At 41.4% G+C, this 17,091-nt stretch carries 22 protein-coding genes and 1 riboswitch; of the genes, 9 read left to right on the forward strand and 13 right to left on the reverse strand.

Going from position 1 to position 17,091, the window contains the following annotated elements; genetic code table 11:
- Positions 1 to 69 precede the first annotated feature (69 nt).
- The 7 genes from deoB to H9631_RS00110 all read right to left on the reverse strand — a co-directional run bounded on the left by deoB (position 70) and on the right by H9631_RS00110 (position 6,016).
- Positions 70 to 1,263: a phosphopentomutase gene (gene deoB / locus H9631_RS00080; RefSeq protein WP_191809225.1), complete on the reverse strand. Its 1,194-nt coding sequence runs from the start codon at positions 1,261 to 1,263 to the stop codon at positions 70 to 72.
- Positions 1,264 to 1,350: 87 nt separating this feature from the next.
- A complete protein-coding gene (xerD, locus tag H9631_RS00085) occupies positions 1,351 to 2,244 on the reverse strand; it encodes a site-specific tyrosine recombinase XerD (RefSeq protein WP_191809226.1) in 894 nt (297 codons plus the stop codon).
- 8 nt (positions 2,245 to 2,252) lie between these two features.
- Positions 2,253 to 2,483, reverse strand: a complete 231-nt coding sequence (locus tag H9631_RS00090; RefSeq protein ID WP_191809227.1) for a YqzK family protein — start codon at positions 2,481 to 2,483, stop codon at positions 2,253 to 2,255.
- Positions 2,484 to 2,976: 493 nt separating this feature from the next.
- Positions 2,977 to 3,459 (reverse strand): ferric iron uptake transcriptional regulator, encoded by a 483-nt coding sequence (fur, locus tag H9631_RS00095; RefSeq protein ID WP_191809228.1) that lies wholly within the window; start codon positions 3,457 to 3,459, stop codon positions 2,977 to 2,979.
- A 105-nt stretch (positions 3,460 to 3,564) separates the two neighbouring features.
- On the reverse strand, positions 3,565 to 4,212 hold the full coding sequence (spoIIM, locus tag H9631_RS00100; protein ID WP_191809229.1) for a stage II sporulation protein M: 648 nt from the start codon (positions 4,210 to 4,212) through the stop codon (positions 3,565 to 3,567).
- A gap of 96 nt (positions 4,213 to 4,308) precedes the next feature.
- Positions 4,309 to 5,469, reverse strand: coding sequence for an endonuclease Q family protein (locus tag H9631_RS00105; RefSeq protein ID WP_191809230.1), 1,161 nt, complete (start codon positions 5,467 to 5,469; stop codon positions 4,309 to 4,311).
- Position 5,470: 1 nt separating this feature from the next.
- A complete protein-coding gene (locus H9631_RS00110) occupies positions 5,471 to 6,016 on the reverse strand; it encodes an NUDIX hydrolase (protein ID WP_191809231.1) in 546 nt (181 codons plus the stop codon).
- A 72-nt stretch (positions 6,017 to 6,088) separates the two neighbouring features.
- On the opposite strand from H9631_RS00110, the gene mciZ reads away from it, so the two are divergent.
- The 6 genes from mciZ (at position 6,089) to H9631_RS00140 (ending at position 9,025) form a co-directional block, all read left to right on the forward strand.
- On the forward strand, positions 6,089 to 6,223 hold the full coding sequence (gene mciZ, locus H9631_RS00115) for a Z-ring formation inhibitor MciZ (RefSeq protein WP_191809232.1): 135 nt from the start codon (positions 6,089 to 6,091) through the stop codon (positions 6,221 to 6,223).
- A gap of 49 nt (positions 6,224 to 6,272) precedes the next feature.
- Complete coding sequence (locus H9631_RS00120) at positions 6,273 to 7,196, forward strand: aldo/keto reductase (protein WP_191809233.1); 924 nt, start codon at positions 6,273 to 6,275, stop codon at positions 7,194 to 7,196.
- 234 nt (positions 7,197 to 7,430) lie between these two features.
- Positions 7,431 to 7,520, forward strand: a riboswitch (cyclic di-GMP riboswitch).
- A 28-nt stretch (positions 7,521 to 7,548) separates the two neighbouring features.
- Entirely contained in the window at positions 7,549 to 7,674 is a 126-nt protein-coding gene (locus tag H9631_RS00125; RefSeq protein WP_191809234.1) for an anti-repressor SinI family protein, read from the forward strand.
- A 91-nt stretch (positions 7,675 to 7,765) separates the two neighbouring features.
- Positions 7,766 to 8,086: a helix-turn-helix domain-containing protein gene (locus tag H9631_RS00130; RefSeq protein ID WP_191809235.1), complete on the forward strand. Its 321-nt coding sequence runs from the start codon at positions 7,766 to 7,768 to the stop codon at positions 8,084 to 8,086.
- A 426-nt stretch (positions 8,087 to 8,512) separates the two neighbouring features.
- Entirely contained in the window at positions 8,513 to 8,842 is a 330-nt protein-coding gene (locus H9631_RS00135) for a helix-turn-helix domain-containing protein (RefSeq protein WP_191809236.1), read from the forward strand.
- A 24-nt stretch (positions 8,843 to 8,866) separates the two neighbouring features.
- Positions 8,867 to 9,025, forward strand: coding sequence for a hypothetical protein (locus H9631_RS00140; RefSeq protein WP_191809237.1), 159 nt, complete (start codon positions 8,867 to 8,869; stop codon positions 9,023 to 9,025).
- Between the two features lie 138 nt (positions 9,026 to 9,163).
- On the opposite strand, the gene H9631_RS00145 is transcribed toward H9631_RS00140, so the two are convergent.
- From H9631_RS00145 to H9631_RS00155, 3 genes are read right to left on the reverse strand one after another with little or no spacing between them, the layout of a single operon-like run.
- Positions 9,164 to 9,826, reverse strand: a complete 663-nt coding sequence (locus tag H9631_RS00145; RefSeq protein WP_191809238.1) for a CoA transferase subunit B — start codon at positions 9,824 to 9,826, stop codon at positions 9,164 to 9,166.
- A 15-nt stretch (positions 9,827 to 9,841) separates the two neighbouring features.
- Positions 9,842 to 10,546 carry a CoA transferase subunit A gene (locus H9631_RS00150; protein WP_191809239.1) on the reverse strand — a complete coding sequence of 235 codons (705 nt, stop codon included), beginning with the start codon at positions 10,544 to 10,546 and terminating at the stop codon, positions 9,842 to 9,844.
- A 22-nt stretch (positions 10,547 to 10,568) separates the two neighbouring features.
- The gene (locus H9631_RS00155; RefSeq protein WP_191809240.1) at positions 10,569 to 11,762 is read right to left on the reverse strand and encodes an acetyl-CoA C-acetyltransferase; all 1,194 of its coding nucleotides are present in this window, start codon (positions 11,760 to 11,762) and stop codon (positions 10,569 to 10,571) included.
- Positions 11,763 to 11,973: 211 nt separating this feature from the next.
- Between H9631_RS00155 and H9631_RS00160 the strand changes: the two genes are divergently transcribed.
- The 3 genes from H9631_RS00160 (at position 11,974) to H9631_RS00170 (ending at position 14,996) form a co-directional block, all read left to right on the forward strand.
- Complete coding sequence (locus H9631_RS00160; RefSeq protein WP_191809241.1) at positions 11,974 to 12,627, forward strand: 5-bromo-4-chloroindolyl phosphate hydrolysis family protein; 654 nt, start codon at positions 11,974 to 11,976, stop codon at positions 12,625 to 12,627.
- Positions 12,624 to 13,799, forward strand: coding sequence for a toxic anion resistance protein (locus H9631_RS00165; protein WP_191809242.1), 1,176 nt, complete (start codon positions 12,624 to 12,626; stop codon positions 13,797 to 13,799). Before H9631_RS00160 ends, H9631_RS00165 begins: the two co-directional genes overlap by 4 nt.
- Positions 13,800 to 14,099: 300 nt before the next feature.
- Positions 14,100 to 14,996 (forward strand): hydroxymethylglutaryl-CoA lyase, encoded by an 897-nt coding sequence (locus H9631_RS00170; protein WP_191809243.1) that lies wholly within the window; start codon positions 14,100 to 14,102, stop codon positions 14,994 to 14,996.
- Here the strand turns inward: H9631_RS00170 and H9631_RS00175 are convergent.
- The 3 genes from H9631_RS00175 to H9631_RS00185 form a co-directional block, all read right to left on the reverse strand.
- Positions 14,993 to 15,313 (reverse strand): iron-sulfur cluster biosynthesis family protein, encoded by a 321-nt coding sequence (locus tag H9631_RS00175; RefSeq protein ID WP_191809244.1) that lies wholly within the window; start codon positions 15,311 to 15,313, stop codon positions 14,993 to 14,995. The genes H9631_RS00170 and H9631_RS00175 overlap by 4 nt on opposite strands.
- A 139-nt stretch (positions 15,314 to 15,452) precedes the next feature.
- Positions 15,453 to 16,406, reverse strand: coding sequence for a single stranded DNA-binding domain-containing protein (locus tag H9631_RS00180; protein ID WP_191809245.1), 954 nt, complete (start codon positions 16,404 to 16,406; stop codon positions 15,453 to 15,455).
- Positions 16,360 to 16,905 carry an RNA polymerase sigma factor gene (locus H9631_RS00185; RefSeq protein ID WP_191809246.1) on the reverse strand — a complete coding sequence of 182 codons (546 nt, stop codon included), beginning with the start codon at positions 16,903 to 16,905 and terminating at the stop codon, positions 16,360 to 16,362. The genes H9631_RS00180 and H9631_RS00185 overlap by 47 nt, the downstream gene beginning before the upstream one ends.
- Between the last annotated feature and the right edge of the window lie 186 nt (positions 16,906 to 17,091).

Raw genomic sequence — 17,091 nt, forward strand, 5'->3', positions numbered from 1 at the left:
TCATACGGACCAACTCAAAGATAAAAAGAAAGACCCCGCGGCTCAATTCCCGTAAGGTCTATCACTTTTTCACTTTTCAATTGTTAATTCAGAAAGGAAGCTCTCTCCAGCACCCTTCCAACCTATACCGAAGTTATGTGCTATTGTTGCACCGACATCAGCAAATGTTTTCCTGATTGGCAGCTCCCCACCGCCATTAAAACGTTTGGAATATACAAGTAGAGGTACATATTCCCTTGTATGATCAGTCCCATGATGCATAGGGTCATTCCCGTGATCTGCTGTAATAATCAATAAATCGTCCTCTCGCATTCTTTCAAAAACCTCAGGTAGCCGAGCATCATACTGTTCCAATGCAGCTCCATACCCTTCCGGATCCCGTCTATGACCAAATTTCGCATCAAAATCAACGAGATTAATAAAGCTGAGGCCTGTGAAATCTTTTTCCATTATTCGAATCAGTTTATCCATGCCATCCATGTTGGACTGAGTCCTGATAGACTCCGTAATCCCTTCGCCGTCATATATATCATGAATTTTCCCAATGGCGATAACATCAAGTTTATTGGAAGTCAGCTCATTCATCACGGTCCGATCAAATGGTTTCAGGGCATAGTCATGGCGATTGGCTGTACGCTGAAAATTGCCTGGAGAACCGATAAACGGTCGTGCAATTACTCTGCCTACCTTATATTCTTCAGCAAGGGTCAGCTCTCTCGCCTTTTCGCAAATACTGTACAGCTCCTCCAGCGGAATGATCTCTTCATGAGCGGCAATCTGCAAAACAGAGTCTGCAGATGTATAGACAATTAACGCTCCGGTTTTCATTTGTTCAGGACCAAGTTGTTCAATGATTTCCGTTCCGCTCGCAGGAATATTTCCTATGACCTTCCTTCCTGAAGCCTCTTCGAGACGTGAGATTAATAATTCTGGAAATCCTTTTGGAAACACTTTAAAAGGCTGGGTGGTAATGAGGCCCATGATTTCCCAATGGCCAGTCAGTGTGTCTTTTCCTTTTGATGCCTCTTGCATCTTCGTAAAAAAAGCGAGTGGCTTTTTGGCCTTCTCTATCCCTTTTATTTCCCTGATATTAGATAAACCGAGTTCCTCCATATTCGGCATATTCAATCCATCTACTTTTTTTGCAATATGCCCTAAGGTATCTGCACCGCTATCGTCAAAATCCTTCGCATCCGGTGCTTCACCGATTCCCACAGAATCCAGTACGATTAAATGAACTCGTTTAAATGAAGAACTTCCCATAATCATCCCTCCGAAATCAAAGCTAATAATGTCTAATCGTATCATACCTATTTGCAAACGTTAAAAAAACCGCTTTGAGTAGCGGTCCTAGGCACGAGGATGATACTGTTTGTATACATCTTTTAATCTTGATTTGGATACATGCGTATATATTTGTGTAGTTGAAATATCTGCATGGCCCAACATTTCTTGGACAGCCCGCAAGTCCGCACCATTTTCAAGCAGGTGAGTTGCAAACGAATGCCTTAACGTGTGCGGCGTCAATTCCTTTTCAATATTTGCCTTGGATGCAAGCTTTTTTAAATTTTTCCAAAAACCTTGCCTTGTGAGCCGCTTGCCATGATGATTTAAAAATAAGGCATCTGTTCTGTTCTTGTCTTTTCGCAGCTTTGGCCTGACATCTTTTAAATATCTTTCAATCGCTTTGGTTGCCTCTGCCCCTATAGGAATAATTCTTTCCTTATTCCCCTTTCCTCTGCATCTGACAAAACCAATAGTAAGATGGATGTCATCAAGGTTTAAATCAAGGAGCTCACTGATCCGTGTACCTGTCCCGTACAAAAGCTCAAGCATCGCTTTGTCGCGAATGCCAAAAGGAGTGGACAGATCAGGAGCTTCAAGAAGAGCCTGTACATCTGATACAGAAAGGACTTTCGGTAAATTCTTTTCTTGCTGAGGCGTTTCAATATGTATAGTAGGATCATGCCCGGCAACCTTTTCCCGTAATAGAAACTGGTGGAAGGAACGGATCGATGCAATATGCCGGGCAAGCGTCCTGCTAGATTTGCCTTCACCTTTTAGCTGTCCCAAAAATTGTATGATGTGCATACGAGTAACGTCATCAAAACAAGTAATTTTCAACATGTTTTGAATATAGGTAAGATAGTTCACCAAATCACGTTCATAAGCCTTTATCGTGTTTTGAGATAATCCTTTTTCCACAATCATAAAATGAATAAAATCTTGCAGACGGTCTTTCATATTCTTTTCTACTCCCCATTTGAATAAAAAAACAACAGGCGAGAGAACCAGTCGCTCTCCGCATCACTTTTATGTTGCTGAATTACTTTGACGGCTGTTCCCTCAGGCTCGTCATATCTCCGATAATTTTCATACTCCTGACTAACCCATATAATACCATAGTAAAACATAATCGTACATGCTCCAAAAAGCAGAAACACCCTCAGCATCTGGAGAATCACCTTAGCCGCATTCCTCATCTTCATCAAACCCTTTTCAAGTATTCAGACTGCTTGTACCAGTAATACATGATATGCAATAAATGCCCGGATTTATACATATCAGAGATGATTATTGATGTAAGAGGAGAATCTTGTAAGAAAAGCGAAAGGTGCATAGCCTTGCTTTAGGTGACAAGGCAAGGCGAATGTTGATGAGTGGATTCCTTAGCTGCTCCTTTCAATACATTATGAAAAACTTCGTGGAATAAGCTATGCCGTAGATGCATATTCTTCCTGAATAAACTTCCACATGCCTTGATTCTTACGCCGGATGGCACTCGCAACTGGACAACTCGATGAAGGCCGCCTCATCCTGTCACTTCGCTTGCACTAGTACTTCCTGTACACCGGTGTTGACTTAGCGCAGAATGAGTGAAGTCTGCTGATGGGTGCTAAACCCTGGACGTAAATAATTGCCTAAACAACCAAAACACCCATCCTCTGTACCTTATAGAGGATGGGTGTTCACATTTCATTTCTTTTTGCTGGCTGACGGTTCTTCCCGTTCATTCTCCACTTTATCGTGACAGCGCCAACAAATGCCGTGAAATGTCAGCCTGTGGTCTTTAACTTTAAAATTAAAATCATGTTCAACTTTTTTCTCAACATCTCCGAGAAGATCTTCCTGAATCTCATCCACCGAACCACATTCAATACATATCAGGTGGTGATGGAAATGATCGGCACCTTCCTGTCGCAAATCATATCTGGAAACCCCGTCTCCAAAATTAATTTTGTCGACCACTTTCAACTCGGTCAAAAGCTCGAGGGTCCTATATACTGTTGCCAAGCCGATATCTGGAGACTTATCCTTAACAAGCAAATAGACATCTTCCGCACTCAAATGATCTTCCTCATATTCAAGCAACACCCTAACCGTGGCTTCACGCTGGGGAGTAAGCTTATAGCTTGCGGAATGCAGTTGTTTCTTAATACGATTAATGCGACTTTCCATCAAACAATCCTCCCTCGCCACTATCCCTTTTATTATAACAGACAGTGTACAATAATCAAATTAAAATCATTATAAAAATGGGAGGTTTCTACTTGAAAGTCATTATCATTTAGTAATCGACACGATAATGGATTTCATCAATGCCGGTGCAATAAATGCTTCAATACTGGCAGCTAGTGTGATGACAGCCATTGCCGCGATAAAAGACATAAAATATCGCGCAAACTCTGGAACAAAATGAAAGGAGAAACCCTGTCTTATAAAAATTTTCCTCATGAGTTTAATTGAGAATGCTGTCGAGATAACAGCAATAAATATATATATAGGTATAAACAGCAGATTTTGTGGCAGCAAAGTCACAAAAGCAAGCAGCAATCCATGCCAGCCCATTTGATTTACAAGGAAGCCGACCGAAAATCCGACAACGACCCCTTTTAAGAACAACAGGATTAAAATTAATGGAAAACCGATAATGGAAATTCCAAGCACCCACATCAACCCGATGAATTTGACATTATGGAAGAAGCTTAGCTTTAGCAAATCTTCCGCCTGCCCCGTTTTTCCATCAGCCACTTGTCCAAAAAAATGATTCAAGTAATGAAACAGATCTTCCTTCTGCGCAATTGATAGACTATTGACAATGACCGCTCCAAAAATGATCCCCATAATAAACAATACCATGATAAATGAATAGATAGAAGAATAGGTTCGAATGTGTCGTGTGATATAGCTAGTATACATTTTTTTCCGCATATGCTGCTTCCCCCTGTCCTGCGATTGATACATCTTATGAGGTAAAAGCTATGCATATGACTCGTTTCTCTATCATTTTCAAGTTAGAATTATCTATCATTTCGCAACTTTTCCGTAGCGCCCTCCCCCACCTTCTACCAGCACCATATCCCCTGATCTGGCTTTCACAATCAAATCCGCCAGTCCTTCCTTCAGTACACTTTTCAATTCGGCCTCAGAAACCTGATGCAGAATATTCATTTCGGATCCGAAATAGCTGTATAGTTTCTCCCTTGTTTTCGTCCCCAATCCAGGTAAAAAATCGAGCGGCACTTGATGGATATACGGTGGTCTTACAGGAGGTTTGCTATCATGATCCGCCAACTCTGCGATTCTTTCGGAAACTCCTTTTGTAAATTTCTTCGAACCGCAATGGGCACATATGTCTCCTTGTTTCATTGTGAAACACTTGGCGCATACTGTTCGGTAATATTTACCCAAAAAAGGATTTAAGCCATAATTTTCGTCGATTTTATTTCCTCCTGAACCATGCAAGGCTTTTTTAACCGCCTCGAAGGTTGGGGCTTCAAGAGTCATTTTCTGATATTCTCTGGCCATTTTGGGCAGAGAATGCGCGTCGGAATTCGATAGGAACGTAAATCCATTTAGTTCACTGATCTGGTCAGCCATCATTGTGTTAGAGCTGAGTCCTAGTTCCACACCATCTATTAATGTTGGATTCAGAACTTCCTTCAACGATTGCTTCACACCTTTTCCGTAAAGACTTTTAAAAGGTGTAAAAACATGAGCAGGAATGAACAAACCGTCTAAAGATTTTACTTTCTCTTGGATATTCACAGCTGTTTCATATACCCTCTGTGTGCTCAGTTGAAGGTTCGTTACACGCGTCGAAAGCCAGTTGGAAAATTCCCTAAGCTGTTTAAAACCCGGGAAATAGGCAAGCAAATGAATCGGGCCATTACAGCTTTCATCCAGAACTTCCATTTCCGTTCCTGGTATTAATGTCACTTCATTCTCAAATTGGAAACCGCCCTCTGCCATTTCTATTAAACGGCTTTCTTGAAGGAGCTGTTCCATTTCTGCCATGACTTCAGGGGAATGACAATCAATTACTCCAACAATATCAAGTCCTTTAGGAAATTTGGCTGTTTGCAGGATATTGGTCAAAGTCAAGCTTTTAGCTGCAGTGATTTTTACCGGTTTTCCTGTAAAAGTCCTGCCTATATGAATGTGCATGTCCACAAAATACTGGTTCATATCATTTTTTCTCCATTAGCTGCAAGAATTGGACGGCAAAAACAGTTTTGGCATCATAAATCCTTTCATTCTTGATACACTCAAGTGCCTCTTCAAGCGAAAGTTCCATTAGCTCAATAAATTCATCTTCATCACCATCTGCCGGATTTTCTACCTTCTCCAATTCAGTCGCCAAATAAAGATGAATGATTTCATTCGCAAAACCGGGCGACGTATAAAAAGAGGAAATATACTCCATTTTGCCTGCGCGATACCCAGTTTCCTCCTCAAGCTCCCTTTCCGCAGTGACCGCTGGTTCTTCTCCTGGCTCCAATTTTCCCGCTGGAATTTCCAACAAAGATCTTTCTAACGGCTTTCTATATTGTTCCACCATGACTATTTTATTTTCATCAGTTAATGCAATCAGACCAACAGCGCCGGGATGGCGAACAATCTCACGCTTTGCCAGCTCTCCGTTTGGAAGTTCCACTTCATCTACTTGTACACTGATGATTTTCCCTTCAAAAATGGGTTCCGTGTTTACTGTTTTCTCTTCAAACTTATTCACTATGCTCAGCTCCCTGTTCTATTTCATTTGCTGATCATCATACATTTTACCATACATCAGGGAGGGATCATGATGAGATTGAACATTAGTGAAGATCGCATTATTTTGATTGGGAAGGCATGGGAAATTCAAGGCTTGCTTCGAAAATATGCAAAGCAACATAAACTTGTAAAAGACTGGATAGAAGCCTGCACAATGGTTGAATAACTCCGCCAACTTCAGATAAAATAGAAAAACAAAGAAAGGCGGGATTTATATGGAGAAACGCAGACTGGGAAAATCGGATTTATCAGTATCAAAAATGGGTCTGGGATGCATGTCTTTAGGAACCGATTCGGGCACTGCTGAAGAAATTATAAAAACAGCTTTGGATGAAGGTGTTAATTATTTTGATACCGCCGATTTATACAATTACGGTGTAAATGAAGAAATAGTTGGGAAAGTCCTCTCTTCCAAACGTGATCAAGTAGTCATAGCCACAAAAGTTGGAAATCGTTGGGCAGAAAATAAGGACGATTGGAGCTGGGACCCTTCTAAAAAATATATTAAAGAAGCAGTAAAAAAGAGTCTCAAACGCCTTCGTACGGATTATATTGACCTATACCAGCTGCACGGCGGAACTATCGATGACCCAATTGATGAAACAATTGAAGCTTTTGAGGAATTAAAATCCGAAGGTTTCATTCGCTATTATGGCATTTCCTCCATCAGACCCAACGTCATTCGTGAATACGTAGACCGTTCTTCCATTGTAAGTGTTATGATGCAATACAACCTTTTCGACAGACGCCCAGAAGAAGTCATGGGTTTACTGGATGATAATGAGATCAGTGTTGTAACAAGAGGGTCTGTGGCGAAAGGCTTATTAAGCGATAAAATACTGGGCATTAAAGAAGAACAATGGGAAGGGAAAGAATATCTTGACTACTCTTCAAATGAGATAAAAGAACTCATAGAAAGCATTCAAGCTAGACTTTTACATGGAGAAAGGTCTCTGAATGAACTGGCGCTACAATTCAATTTAGCCAATAAAGCCGTTGCCGCTGTTGTAACAGGAGCCAGCACCATTGAGCAGGTAAAAGACAACGCCCGAGCAGTAAACTCAATGGCCCTGACAAAAGAAGAACTGGCTTTTTTACAAATGGTTACACGCCAAAGTCGCTATACATCCCATCTATAGAAATGATCGTTCGCCAAACTTTTACTTTTTTACTTACAATTCTACATATATTTTATAAACATATTTTACTATAATGGGCATAACGACTTACTTATTCCTTTCATTGGACTTTTCTGAGCTAAATCGACAGGTTTTTCTGTTGATGAGTGAGTATCTGTTTTGTTTAGCCTCTTCTTGTCAACGACAATTTTTTCAGGACTATGACTTTGGAAACGCTTATACTAAGTTCACACTGAGTGAAAAAGGCAAATCTGTTCGAAAGTCAGAGACGCAAAGCCACAGGCCTAAGGTTCATTAATGAACTATGGTAGCTGGGTTACCCGAATACATTCCGTATTTATGGGAGGTAACAATGAAAAAATCAGTCGTAATAAAGCCGGAGAAACTGGACGAAGAATGGGTAGAGCTCATATTGTCTGCGCTAAGCGCAGGAATCAGTCCCCAGGAGATTAAGGAATTTTTTAGGGAACGTCTTTAGTACATAATCATGACCCTTCAATCGGGAATTTTGCTCTATTCATAACCTATTAATTTATGTTATAATGGGCGAAGAGTAGGTGACGGTGTATATGATAGGTCAACGAATAAAAGATTATCGCCTTCAAAAAAAATTATCACTATCTGAATTGGCGGACAGAGCTGACATTGCCAAATCCTATTTAAGTTCGATTGAGCGCAATATCCAATCCAATCCTTCTATTCAAATACTCGAAAAACTTTCATCTGTGTTAGACGTCCCTGTCCAAGTTCTCCTTCATGGAGAAACAGGTAAAATCGAGTTGGATCACGATTGGGAAGAGCTCGTTCACGAAGCAATGTCTTCAGGTATTACAAAAGAAGAATTCCGCGAATTTCTGGAATTCAATAAATGGAAAATGAAGAACAAATAAGCGTTCCATGACGAAAATCTCGTCTGGGCGTTTTTTATTTTATTTAGAATGCCGCCTCATAGTTTGAGAACACTGAAGGAAGACCGTTGTCTCCAACTGAATTTGCATTTTAGGCTTTTCGGATAGTACTTCTTGGATGCAGATAGTTTTTTTCTTTCTAGACAATATTTGCCGGATTATAGACAGTATTAGTTTAGAGTAGACAGTATGCTTAAATTGCACTGCGTTTTACCCTCTTCGCTCTTATTTCATCTTTCATAGTTTTTGCTCCTATTAAAAAGCTCGATTTCCACTGTATTTTCTCAATTAAGAACGTTTTTCTTTCAAATACAACTGTTTTCTCGTTTTTACTTACTATTATCCGACTTTATAGAGAACGAATCGTTCCTTATAATGAACATAACGATCGAAAGGGGGTTGTGTTCTGTGATTGGGCTTTATATTAAGGAGATCAGGGAAGAAAGGGGGTACTCTCTCTCCAAACTTGCTGAAAAGGCTGGCATATCAAAATCATATCTAAGCTATATAGAACGGGATATGCAAAAAAATCCTTCTTTGCAAGTCCTCTCCAAAATCGCCCGCCCTCTCGGTATTTCGGTTGAGCAGCTTTTGCAGGAAAGCACTCAAAAGGAGATCAAATTAGACCAAGAATGGCAATTGCTGGTGCAAAAAGCAATACACGCCGGGATGAGGAAAGAAGATTTTCTGGAATACTATGAATTCATTCGTTTTAAAAACCGCCATAAGAAAAGATGAATTTTTATAAAGGAGAATAGCCCAATGGTAGATGATAAAGGGGGCAATCAATACCTTAGTTATCTTGATGACGAATGGGTTTTACTGTTGCATGAGGCGAAACAAATGAAGATTACAAAAGAAGAGATTTTCTTATTTTTTAAAAGTAAAAGGATTGAAAAAAACGAAAAAATAGATTGCTAGAGAGTGGAGAACACTCTCTTGCGCAGATGGACTCAGGCCTCCGATTCAGTGGCTTAGCGTCCCGTACATTGGAGCTAGAAGTTATACGAAGATCTTGTAGAGTAAAAGGCCTGGTTCTAGCACCACCAGGCCCGATTCCTAGTATGCTTCCATCATAATATCTTTACTTACAGTCAGCTCCGGTTCCGTTGATTGTTGAATGTCCTCAACTGAATAGCCCGTAGCCACTTCCTTTAATATCAATCCTGCTTGCGTTACATCTATGACTGCACGATCCGTGATAATCCGATCCACGACTCGCTTCCCTGTCAAAGGCAGAACACATTCGTTTAGGATTTTCGGTTCGCCGCTTTTGTTGACATGCTCCATGATAACGATGATTTTTCCTGCGCCATGAACAAGATCCATTGCTCCTCCCATGCCTTTGATCATTTTACCGGGGATCATCCAATTCGCAAGATCGCCAGACTTTGAAACTTCCATTCCGCCCAAGATCGCCAGATTCACATGTCCTCCTCTAATCATGGCAAACGATTCGGCGCTGTCAAAATAGGAAGCCCCCGAAATAGCGGTCACCGTTTCTTTTCCTGCGTTGATTAGATCGGCATCCACCTCGAATTCTGTAGGATAGGGCCCGATTCCGAGCAGACCATTTTCCGACTGGAGTACCACCTGTTTGTTGTCTGAGATATAGTTGGCCACAAGAGTTGGCATTCCAATACCAAGGTTCACATAATATCCGCTCTTTATTTCTTTTTCTGCTCTTTTTGCAATCTTTTCCCTTACAGTAGCCTTACTCAATTTGACACCCCCATTCTATGAATTAACCGTCCGTGAACTGACTGTTCGTCTTTCAATCCTCTTCTCAAGTTCTCCTTGTATCAATCCCTGCACATAAATACTCGGGGTATGGATCTGACCCGGATCAAGTTCACCAATATCTACAAGATTTTCAACCTGGGCGATGGTAACTTTTCCTGCTGCTGCAATCATTGGATTGAAATTTCGGGCAGTCTTTCTGTAGACAAGATTGCCCATCCTATCACCTTTCCAAGCATTCACAAGGCTAAAGTCCGCTATCAGCGCCTCTTCCAGCACATACTCCTTGCCATTAAATTCTCGGATTTCCTTTCCTTCCGCAATAGGCGTGCCAACCCCGGCTGGCGTATAAAAAGCTGGAATACCTGCACCGCCAGCCCGGATTTTTTCTGCGAGAGTCCCTTGGGGAGTCAGTTCAACTTCAATTTCTCCCGCCAATACTTGACGTTCGAACTCCTTGTTCTCTCCTACATACGAACCGATGATCTTTTTGATCTGCTTATTTTGAAGCAGCAGGCCAAGCCCCCATTCATCCACTCCGCAGTTATTCGAAATGACGGTTAAATCCCTCACACCCTTATCAACGAGTGCCATGATTAGGTTTTCTGGAATCCCACACAGGCCAAATCCTCCAACCATCAGGGTAGATCCATCACTGATATCAGACACCGCCTCTTGAAATGTCGCAAATATCGTTTTCACTCCGACCCAACCTCCTTTTGAATTATTGTTCTGCCAGTTCAACAATCGTTGCCACTCCTTGGCCGCCGCCAATGCAAAGAGTAGCAAGTCCCCGTTTTGTTCCTCTCCTTCTCATCTCATATAGAAGTGTGACTAAAATTCTCGCTCCACTGGCCCCGATCGGATGTCCAAGTGCAATCGCTCCTCCGTTAACATTCAAGATGGACTTATCAAAATCCAGCTCTCTGTCCACCGCAAGCGATTGGGCCGCAAATGCTTCATTTGCTTCAATAAGTCCTATATCCTCCATTGAAATACCGGCCTTTTGCAGCGCTTTTTTCACAGCAGGCACAGGACCGATTCCCATAAAGCTTGGGTTGACCCCCGCATTTGCATTAGCGCTAATAAGAGCGAGTGGTTTGATGCCCAGTTCATCCGCTTTTTTTCTTGATATAACCAAAACGGCCGCCGCTCCGTCGTTAATACCGGAGGAATTACCAGCTGTGACGCTCCCTTCCTTGTTAAAAGCGGGCCTTAGAGCTGCAAGCTTTGCAGCAGTCGTACCCTTGCGTGGATATTCGTCTGTATGAAAAACAATCGGTTCGCCTTTTCTCTGCGGGATTTCAAACGGTACAATTTCCTCTTTGAACCTGCCTTCCTCAATCGCCTTCACAGCTTTCTCCTGACTCCATGCCGCAAATTCATCCTGCTCTTCTCGACTAATATGGTATTGCTCACATAAATTTTCAGCCGTGACACCCATATGATAATTATTAAAAACGCAGGTTAGGCCGTCACTTGTCATGCTGTCAACCAGATTTTGGTCGCCCATTTTGAATCCTTCCCTGCCATTATTCAAAAGGTACGGTGCTTGGGACATACTTTCCATCCCTCCCGCAACAACTATTTCCGCATCACCAGCCAAAATAGCCTGTGTTGCCATATGAACGGCCTTTAAACCAGATCCACACACTTTATTAATGGTCACAGAGGAAACGCTTTCAGGAATCCCAGCCTTCATCGCCGCTTGCCGTGCAGGGTTTTGTCCAAGCCCGGCTTGGAGAACATTCCCCATTATGACCTCATCTACAGCATCTGGTTCGACCCCTGCCCTATTTAATACCTCTTTGATAGCTGCTGCTCCCAAATCAGGAGCTGACGTATTCTTTAATGTTCCTAGAAAACTTCCGATAGCTGTCCGAACTGCACTAACAATCACCACTTCCTGCTGACTCATTCTTTTTAGCCTCCTTTGAATAATACCTACTGTAACCTTTCGGTAAAAGTTACAGAAATCCTCTTTTTAACAGAGGAATGGATGAAAAGCAACATTCTTTGCCTTTCAATAAATCTTTGAATTCCTTATAATGATAATGAAGATATTGAAACTTCTACTGGCGATAACCGTATATAAGATAAAAGCAAGTTTGGACAGGAGTGGATGCAGCTTGAAATCGTTGTTTTCTTTTTTTCTCGGAATGTTTACTACTGCTGAAGCAGTTCTTATATGGCTTATTTTGTTCTTAGGCTTTGATATGAGCTTCCTTGCCTCATCGGGCATCTCGGTCCTTGCCGGTTTTGTGACATTCTACGGGGTCAAGCTCATCTCGGACTACCGTTTTTTAAAGAAAAACCGACTGACCCGAAAAGAATATGCTTATATTCAAAAAAACTTGTTGGAAGCCAAAAGAAAAATAGCTCGCCTGCAAAAATCATTTTTTTCGGTCAGGACGATGGGAGCCTTCAAACAGCTGTATGAACTAAACAGACTGGCGAAAAGGATGTACTCCATTGTTCATAAAGACCCGCGGAGGTTTTATCAGTCAGAGCGCTTCTTCTTCTACCATCTGGACTCAGTAGTGGAAATCTCTGACCGGTACGCTCGGCTTGCTGCCCAGCCAGTGAAAAATGATCAAATCTATCTCTCACTGAAAGAAACTCAAAGCACTCTCGAGGATTTGAATGAATCCATCAAAAAAGACATTTACCACGTACTGTCTTCAGACGTGGATGAATTGCAATTCGAATTGGATGTTGCAAAGCACTCGCTGAAAAAACTGGAGTATCACCCCCTTGATGACGAAAGGAGTACTAAAAAATGAGTGAACCGATGAACGAAAAAGTATTAAAAGACGAATTTACAGATGGGTTGGATGATTTACTTGCCAATCCGTTTGGAGAGCAGGAGCTCTCTTTACAACCACAAACGGAGACAGTCGCCCCCAAGCCCGTTAAACTTGTAGATGCCTTGCCAGAGGAGAGTAAAAAACGAGCATTGGATCTTGCCAAGCAAATTGATCCATCCAACCATCAGGCAATCATCTCATACGGTACACAAGCACAGTCGCAGCTGCTTAATTTTTCAAGCTCCATGCTGGATCATGTTCAAAATAAAGATATCGGACCGATTGGCGATGTTTTAAATGAGTTGATGGGAAAGCTGCAATCCGTCAATCCTGAAGAACTGTCTCCTGAAAAAAAGAATTTTTTCTCTAAAATGTTTGGCAAAATATCGAACTCCATTCAGGAAGCGATGTCCAAGTACCAAAAAACCGGCGCTCAAATCGACCGAATCAGCATCAAGCTAAATCAGTCAAAAGATGTGCTCATTTCAGATATACAGATGCTTGAGCAATTATATGAGAAAAACAAGGAATATTTCCATGCTTTGAATATTTTTATCGCAGCAGGCGAGCTGAAGCTTGAGGAGATTCGGACAGAGACTGTTCCTGATCTGAAGAAAAAAGCAGAAGCATCAGGAGATCAAATGGCATTTCAGGATGTAAATGATATGGTCCAATTTGCCGACCGGCTCGAAAAAAGGTTATACGACCTCAAATTAAGCCGACAAATCACGATTCAAAGTGCTCCACAAATTCGGATGATCCAAAATACAAACCAGGCTTTGGCAGAAAAAATTCAGACATCAATTGTAACATCCATACCTCTTTGGAAAAATCAAATTGCGATTGCTCTTTCCCTTTTACGCCAGCGGCAAGCTGTTGAAGCGCAGAAGCAGGTATCGAAAACAACAAACGATCTGCTTCTTAAAAATGCTGAAATGCTGAAATCCAATACATTGGAATCTGCCCGAGAAAACGAGCGCGGGCTTGTCGATATTGAGACATTGAAGAAAACCCAAGCCAATCTAATCTCCACACTGGAAGAAACAATCAAGATCCAGGAGGAAGGACGAACAAAACGTGCTCAAGCCGAGCAGGAGCTTGTCACAATGGAAAACGAATTGAAACAAAAGCTGCTTAATTTAAAATAAGCTGATGCAGATTTATGATGGGCATCCCCTTCATAAATCTGCATCCTGCATAATATATTCAACAATAAGAAAAGCACAGGGTGAATTTTGAGTAAGAGGGTTCCTCTGCCACCGCAGGAATTAAACTTGATCCTTGCGCCGACGCGCCTAGCCGCCTCAGATTGCGGCACTCTGTCGCTTCGTTATGTTGCGGCTAGACAGATACTGCGAGTTAAATATTTCATTTAATTTTATACTTCTTACTCAACTACGAAAAACCGGACTTTACTGTCCGGTTTTTTATCTAAGGAGGTTTTTTCATTGAACTTACCGGCAAAAGTGACCATCATTGAAGTCGGACCGCGGGATGGTCTCCAGAACGAACAAAGTTTCGTGGAAACCGAAGTAAAGAAAAAATTTATCCGACAGCTGGTGGAGGCAGGAATCAAAGAGATGGAAGTTACTTCTTTTGTTTCTCCTAAATGGGTCCCTCAAATGCGTGATGCGGCAGAAATTGTTCAAGCAGTGCCTGCCGGGGTCAAAAGTATTGTCCTTGCACCAAATCGACGCGGCGTGGACCGGGTAATGGACACTTCCATCAATGCTGTTGCAGTTTTTGTTGGTGTTAGCAATACGTTTAACACGAAAAATATCAATAAGCCAACAAAAGAAAGCATGGAAGAATTAAAACCCATCATATCCGAATTGAAAAAGAAGAACTATTTCGTGAGGGCTTGTATCTCTACCGCCTTTTATTGCCCTTATGAGGGAAAAATAGAGGAAGCTGATACCTTATCACTCTGCCAGGAATTTGCTGAAGCGGGGGTTGATGAGCTGAGTGTGGCGGATACGATCGGCATGGCTGTACCGACTGAATCATTTTCACTTTTTTCAAAGATTAAACAGGAACTACCTAAATTAATGATTGCCGCGCATTTCCACGACACTAGAAAAACAGCCTTGGCCAATATATATGCTGCACTGCAAGCTGGTATCGACCGCTTTGACACGTCTGCTGGCGGACTTGGCGGCTGTCCTTTTGCTCCTGGAGCGACCGGAAATGTGGCAACGGAGGACGTCGTCTATATGCTGCAACGCATGGGAATCGATACTGGTATCAACCTTGAGAAACTGACAGAAGCAATTGACCTAATTGCTCCCGCAGTCTCAAGGCCAATCAATACTGGCTATTACCAATTAGCCAGAAAATCCAACTAATCAAGCAGGCTCATTCTTCCGTTGAGGATTTCGTTTGGACTAGATAATTGAAAGGCATGACTCTGTTCGGAAAAATCAATTTCCAGTTGTTCATCCAAAAATAAAAGTTTAGATTGTTCCAGCCAAATTGGCATTTCGTTCGTCATTACCAATATCTCATCGCTTCCCCTCTCCTGCTTGTCTGCGAGCCTGAGAGTGGGAATGCCACTGAGAGAGCAACCTTCGATCTCATACATCAGCTTCACATCCAACTCCCTGCCTGCAAGCTTTTTTTTAATTTGCTCAGTTGCTATTGGAGTAAGAGTTATGTTTATCAACTTTTCTTTCATCCTTTCTATTGATTTTAAAGAGCTTTCAAAATAAAAAGCTAGTTTAAAATCATATAATTAGGTGTCAGTTCAAGAAAAATAATCACCCACAAAGCATTTAATCCGGGGGTACAACGGACTTCTCGTTTCAGTTTTCAAAACTTCCTGTTTCTTCTCCATCAATTTTTAACTTCCAAATCCCTTTTTCCGGAAAAGATAATTTCCCGCCGTATATATAAATAGAACTGTTTGTTGAAGCATCAATCTGTTTAGTCTCTTGCACAAATATATGCTCCGATACCGATTTTCCATTCTCGTTTATTAATTGTACATCAATTTTCTCTTTATCTTTCCCCGAACTTTCTATCGTTATATTTGTTTTATTACCAATTTCCATTTCTTTTGGAGATTTTTCAAGTGTATAGTGCTCAGATTTAGGGAATGGGGGCAAAACTTTCAATGAAAACTTATCGAATAATTGACCGTCCACGTAGAACGAGAGCTGCCATAGCCCTTCCTCGGGAAAAGGAGTAAATGATGTCAATATATGGGCATCATCTCCATTAAGCCCTTGCTGCGATAAAACCCCTTTTGACAATAACAGGCTTTCGTTATGATTTGCCGCTTCTATTTCGTATTCTTTCCCGGCTAGCTTCTCAGGATTTCCCCAAAAGAAAATCATCAGCTTGGCAACCCTTCTCGGATCTTCCGCAACGAAGTAGTCAAAGGGATTTAAAATTCCGACCCTTCCTTCCAATCCAAAAACCTCCTGCTTCGTATCCGGGAGAATAAATGACTGCCCTTGCGACACACTTTCAAGCTCCGTATAACTCTCAGCCTTGTCCTCCATCGAGGTTTTCATTTGAAGAGATTGACTTTCCTCTTGAGCAATTTCGCGGCCTATCCCCCCTTCAAGTAGTGAAAAAACAAGTATCAATAAAATAACCGAAAGAAAGAGGATCGCTGCAGCCGGCTTAAATCTGTTACCTTGATGAGTCCTATTTTGTTGCAGTTTCGATAATATATTTTGCCGCTGCTCTTTCGATAATGAATATTTAGGAAGGCTCTTTAGACTTTCTTTGATTCGCTCCGTTTCCCTCAAGATCAAATCCCTCCTCATTTAAAAATTCCTTCAATTTTTTCAATGCACGGTGATAAGTAACATTAACATTGTTTGGGCTACACTTTAAAATTTCACCAGTATCATTAGAGGACAGTTCCAAAATCCCCCGCAATATGACCACCTCTTTTTGCTGGGATGAGAGTCTATCAATGGCATCATATAATTGCTGCTGTTCCAGGTTTTGGATGACGATGTCCTCCGATCCAGGGGATTGCTCCCGATCCGTGATGAAATAGTGCTTGATTCTCTGCCATACTTTTTTTCTTCTATAACGGTCGATTACAAGATTTCTAGCAATGGCTATCAACCAGGTTTTTGGATGGGAGTTTCCTTTAAATTTGGGTAATTTATTCATTGCGATTAAAAAGGTATCCTGAACTAGGTCCTCCACATCTGTAAATCCTGTATAGTAAATAAGGTAACTTGTAATATCTTTTTCATATTTTTCAAACCAGTCTTCAATCGAATATTCCCTCACACTGTCCCTCCTCTCCTTTACATATTAGACGATTATAGGTGAATTACCTTACACTTTTCCCAAAAAAATAAAGAAGGATTTTAAAGGCAAGATTTCGGAGATAGAACGGATAAGAATGCGAATTTTGATGAGGGTGTTCCTAATCTGCCACAGCAAAGCTCTACATCGTAAAAAACTTCCTTATAA

Source organism: Bacillus norwichensis, from assembly GCF_014836955.1.
GTDB classification, from domain to species: domain Bacteria; phylum Bacillota; class Bacilli; order Bacillales; family Bacillaceae_C; genus Siminovitchia; species Siminovitchia norwichensis.

Excerpts from the sequence above, each read along its gene's own strand:
- H9631_RS00105 (WP_191809230.1), bottom strand. The coding sequence starts at position 5,469 with ATGAACCAGTATTTTGTGGACATGCACATTCATATAGGCAGGACTTTT.
- H9631_RS00130 (WP_191809235.1), top strand. The coding sequence starts at position 7,766 with ATGATAGGTCAACGAATAAAAGATTATCGCCTTCAAAAAAAATTATCA.
- H9631_RS00125 (WP_191809234.1), top strand. The coding sequence starts at position 7,549 with ATGAAAAAATCAGTCGTAATAAAGCCGGAGAAACTGGACGAAGAATGG.
- xerD (WP_191809226.1), bottom strand. The coding sequence starts at position 2,244 with ATGAAAGACCGTCTGCAAGATTTTATTCATTTTATGATTGTGGAAAAA.
- H9631_RS00090 (WP_191809227.1), bottom strand. The coding sequence starts at position 2,483 with ATGAGGAATGCGGCTAAGGTGATTCTCCAGATGCTGAGGGTGTTTCTG.
- H9631_RS00140 (WP_191809237.1), top strand. The coding sequence starts at position 8,867 with ATGGTAGATGATAAAGGGGGCAATCAATACCTTAGTTATCTTGATGAC.
- mciZ (WP_191809232.1), top strand. The coding sequence starts at position 6,089 with ATGAGATTGAACATTAGTGAAGATCGCATTATTTTGATTGGGAAGGCA.
- H9631_RS00165 (WP_191809242.1), top strand. The coding sequence starts at position 12,624 with ATGAGTGAACCGATGAACGAAAAAGTATTAAAAGACGAATTTACAGAT.
- fur (WP_191809228.1), bottom strand. The coding sequence starts at position 3,459 with ATGGAAAGTCGCATTAATCGTATTAAGAAACAACTGCATTCCGCAAGC.
- H9631_RS00120 (WP_191809233.1), top strand. The coding sequence starts at position 6,273 with ATGGAGAAACGCAGACTGGGAAAATCGGATTTATCAGTATCAAAAATG.
- deoB (WP_191809225.1), bottom strand. The coding sequence starts at position 1,263 with ATGGGAAGTTCTTCATTTAAACGAGTTCATTTAATCGTACTGGATTCT.
- H9631_RS00155 (WP_191809240.1), bottom strand. The coding sequence starts at position 11,762 with ATGAGTCAGCAGGAAGTGGTGATTGTTAGTGCAGTTCGGACAGCTATC.
- spoIIM (WP_191809229.1), bottom strand. The coding sequence starts at position 4,212 with ATGCGGAAAAAAATGTATACTAGCTATATCACACGACACATTCGAACC.